Here is a 4289-nt window from a genome sequence, read left to right on the forward strand (position 1 = left end):
TGAATGTAAATGGAGGAGCTATCGCTCTAGGTCATCCTTTAGGTGCTACAGGAGCCAAACTTATGACTAGTTTACTTCATGAATTGGAGCGTATCGGGGGGCGATATGGTTTGCTTGCGATATGTGAGGGATTGGGAATGGCCAATGGTACCATTATTGAACGCCTGGACAAGCAGGAATGAATGGTAAAGAGATCGTAGCGATTGTCACGGGCGGAGCCTCCGGTTTAGGGGAAGCAGTGGTCCGAAGTATAGTAGAGAACGGCGGTCGGGCCGTTATTGCAGATCAGGATACAGAAGGAGGAAGTAAGCTTGCTCAATCGTTAGGAGAGGCGGCTCTTTTTAAAAAAACAGATGTGACTTCTTCCGAGCAAGCGAAAGAGCTCATCGATCAGGCATGTCGCACTTTTGGTAAGGTGAACGTTCTTGTCAATTGTGCTGGAATTGCGGCTGGAGAAAAGGTGATTGGAAAGAGAGGAGTTCACCAATTGGATTCCTTTTCGAAGGTGATTGAAGTAAATCTAATAGGCACATTTAATATGATTCGGCTGACTGCTGAGCAGATGCAGCACAACCTGCCAAATGAAAAAGGTGAGTGCGGTGTCATTGTGAATACCGCATCTATTGCAGCGTATGACGGGCAGATTGGACAGTCCGCCTACAGTGCTTCTAAGAGCGGGGTGATCGGGCTGACTCTCCCCATTTCAAGAGAGCTTGCCCAGCACGGAATACGAGTAATGACGATTGCTCCAGGATTGTTTGATACACCTATGTTCAGTCAGCTTCCAGAGTCTGCGCGAGCTTCGTTAGGAAAAATGACACCATTTCCTAAACGACTCGGTAAGCCTACAGAATTCAGCCAGCTGGTACTTGCTATATTGGATAACGTCATGTTGAACGGGGAGGTGATCCGTCTCGACGGAGCAGTGAGGATGCCAATTAAGTAGGTGTGCATGAGAGGGTTTTTGAAAACGTGTGTTATTAAAATCATATAAAAGGAGTCGATCAAAGTGGGAGCAACATTACGTAGCATGTTTGAACAGACGGCAGCGAAATATCCGAACAAAGAGGGATTAGTGGATCTCCGTTTAGGTACGAGGTGGACGTTTCAGGAGTGGGATGTTGAAGTAAATCGACTGGCTAATGCACTTAAGACCTCTGGCGTCGGAAAAGGGGATAAAGTTTCAACCATCCTGTTTAATACTGCCGAATTTGCTACATCCCTATTCGCCTGTACGAAGCTCGGGGCCATCTTCAATCCGATCAACTTCCGGCTGACCTCTAAAGAAATCGAATTTATTCTAAAAGATGCTGATCCGAAAGTGGTTCTTTTTGAAAAGGCTGTTGCAGATCGAGTGGAGCCGTTGGTTTCTGTGCTTAGCGATGTAGAGTTATGGTCAATTGATGAACACGACCTTGCTTATGCTGTCCATTACTATGATCAACTGAGAGATGCTCCCATTGTCAGACCTTCATGCGATTTAGATGAAACAGATCCCTATGCGATCATGTACACCTCTGGTACGACCGGCCTTCCAAAAGGAGTCGTTCACTCACACAGGGATATGATCGATCAGTCTTTAATTATGGCCGCCTGCCTGCAGTTGAACCCAGAAGATCGGGGATTAACCACGGCTCCCATCTTCCACTGTGCTGAACTGCATTGTGCTTTCTTCCCAAGAGTCATGATTGGAAGTACCAATGTGCTGCTTCACCACTTTGATGCTCCTTCCGTTATTGAAACGATTAAACAGGAGCAGATTACGACCTTGTTTGCTGCACCTACCATGTGGAATATGATGCTCCAGGAGGACTTCTCTCAAGAGGATTTCCAGACCCTCAGAAAAGGACTGTATGGTGGAGCGCCAATGGCACCCGCCTTAACATTACGTCTGCACGAAGCGATTGGAGTACAGCTTCTGCAGGCTTATGGTATGACGGAGATGGGGCCGGCGATTACTGCTTTAATGGAAGACGAGCAGGTTTCAAAAGCTGGATCAGCGGGCCGCGCGCTCTTAAATCATGAAGTTCGGGTAGTAAGAACCAACGAGCATGGACCATCTGAACCGGAGGCTATCTGCAAACCTGGTGAACGAGGGGAAATTATTGTACGAGGACCTAGTATGATGGAGGAGTATTACAACCGACCGGAAGCCACAGAGGAAGCTCTGTATAAAGGATGGTATCATACAGGAGATATTGGCTCCTTAGATGATGAGGGTTATTTATGGGTTAGTGACAGGGTTAAAGATATGATTATATCGGGCGGGGAAAATATATATTCCAGAGAGGTAGAGGATACTTTGTTTGAGCATCCTCTCGTACTTGATGCAGCCGTTATTGGAGAACCGGACGAAATATGGGGAGAACGAGTGGTAGCTTTTATTGTTAAACAAGATGAAAGCCTTAATGAACAAACCCTTGATGAATTCTGTACGTCCAGTAACCGGCTGGCCCGGTATAAGCGACCCAGACGCTATGAGTTTGTAGATGAGCTTCCGAGAAATGCCAGCGGTAAACTTCAAAAGTTCAAACTAAGAGAAAATTTCAATTTAGTATCTGAGTAGCAGCCTATTAAAATCCCCGGAAATATTCCCGGGGATTTTTTCATTTCCCGGGCAATAATCGACAGGAATACTGATTATTGATCGCTTATTACATTTCTCAATTGATCAATTGGCTGCTCGTATCTTGCTTTTTCATAATTAGAAAACGGACAGCCCACTCGCTCAAGGCGCTCTACTACATTGGTAATCGTAAACGAGCGAGGATCAAGGTTCATGGTTACTTCCTCCCAATACACAGGGGTGGCCACTGTGGCTTCTTTGGTTGCTCGAGCAGAGTAGGGGGCTATTATTGTTTTGCCTTCTGCATGCTGTACATAGTCTATATAGAGCCGATCTCCTCTTTTCTTTTTGAGACGTTCAATTGTAAAAAGATCGGGCTCTTGTTTCACAAGCAGCCGTGCAAAAGTTTCGGTGAGCTTCCTGGTTTCTTCATAACTCAGAGTGCCTTCTTGGATAGGGATATGGATTTGCATTCCTTTATTTCCGGAAGTTTTGATGAAACTTTTAATGTTTAGCTTGTCCATAAGAGGTTTTAACAGACTGGCTGCAGAAATGGCCAAGTGAAAGTGGTTTTGGTCTGGAGGGTCCAGGTCAATGACAATTTCATCAGGGAAGGAAGCTCCTGCTTTTTGAAAAGGAAGGTGCAGTTCAAGAGCCCCCTGGTTGGCGATCCACATCAGGGAGGACAAGTTTTGACAGAGAATATACTGTTCTCCTGCTTCTTCAAAGACATCCAGATAATCGGGAGCATGATCAGGATAGTGCTTTTGATAGAAAGATTGCTGGTTAATGCCGTCTGGATAACGAATTAACGTTATTTTCTTATCTTGAAGATAACGCAGAAGGTAGGGCGATACCATTCTCATATAGACTAAATAGTCCATTTTGGACAGGCCGCTCCATAATTCTTTGGTGAGATTTGTAGCTTCCACTTCTTCAGGAAAGAGAGACAAATCCCATTTTAGCTTTTGTGAAGTACAGTCGGATGGAGACAGATCAAACCGGAACCGGTGAAATGTAGGCTCCCTCATCTCACCATTTTCAGCATTCAAACAATGAATATCAACACATACACTAGGCTCTAGCTCCCACACCTGTTTTTTTCTAGTTCCTTTCTTTTTAATAAAATTTCGTAAAGTATGATCTTCTTCAGCTGTCATGCCGTGTTTAAAACGCCCCAGAGGATAAAGGCCGTTATTTTCTTCTTCCACATGAAGCTGGTAGTACCCGTTCGATTGGTCATAACTTGTAAGAAATCCGGAAGCAGCTCTCCATTGCTTGGCTTTAAGCCAATGTTTAGATCTTACACCTGCTTCATAGCGGCTTGTTTTTCTTTTCGCAATGATTCCTTCTCCGCGATGAAGATGGACAAGGCCTTCAACCTCCTTCAGGTCAGGAAACGATTCGACGGCCTGTATGCTGGGATGAGGGAAAGTCTTAAGAATTTTTTCAAGAATCTTCTTCCTTTCTATGTAGGAAGCCTTCTCATCATTCAGGTAGTCAAACGCCATAAAGACGGCGGGTCTCTGCCTGGCCGACCGCTGTATTTTATCTGCATTTCGTAACCTTCCTCTTTGTTGAAGGGCAGAAAAGCAAGCTTGATAAGGGGTGTTTAAGATTACGAGTTCTCCATCCAGCGTAAAAGGGGAGAAGTCAGACCCTATTTTCAACTCGCTTATTTCCGGAAACTGAGAAGTAAAGTCCTTGCCATTTCGGCTTGTGA

Annotated in this window: 3 protein-coding genes and 1 pseudogene; 3 read left to right on the top strand and 1 reads right to left on the bottom strand. The window is 45.0% G+C overall.

Features of this window, described 5'->3' with window-relative positions; translation table 11 throughout:
• The 3 genes and pseudogenes from WAM07_RS13515 to WAM07_RS13525 form a co-directional block, all read left to right on the top strand.
• Positions 1–182 (top strand): annotated as a pseudogene (locus WAM07_RS13515) (steroid 3-ketoacyl-CoA thiolase); the annotation flags it as partial.
• A complete protein-coding gene (locus tag WAM07_RS13520) occupies positions 179–946 on the top strand; it encodes a 3-hydroxyacyl-CoA dehydrogenase (protein ID WP_422167642.1) in 768 nt (255 codons plus the stop codon). The pseudogene WAM07_RS13515 and the gene WAM07_RS13520, both read left to right, overlap by 4 nt.
• Before the next feature lie 63 nt (positions 947–1009).
• Complete coding sequence (locus WAM07_RS13525; RefSeq protein WP_422167644.1) at positions 1010–2566, top strand: fatty acid--CoA ligase; 1557 nt, start codon at positions 1010–1012, stop codon at positions 2564–2566.
• 74 nt (positions 2567–2640) lie between these two features.
• Here the strand turns inward: WAM07_RS13525 and ligD are convergent.
• Positions 2641–4289 (bottom strand): DNA ligase D (ligD, locus tag WAM07_RS13530; RefSeq protein ID WP_422167646.1); only part of this gene is annotated, 1649 nt, incomplete at its 5' end.

Source organism: Halobacillus sp. (assembly GCF_049282395.1).
Taxonomy (GTDB): Bacteria; Bacillota; Bacilli; order Bacillales; family Halobacillaceae; genus Halobacillus.

Excerpts from the sequence above, each read along its gene's own strand:
- WAM07_RS13520 (WP_422167642.1), top strand. The coding sequence starts at position 179 with ATGAATGGTAAAGAGATCGTAGCGATTGTCACGGGCGGAGCCTCCGGT.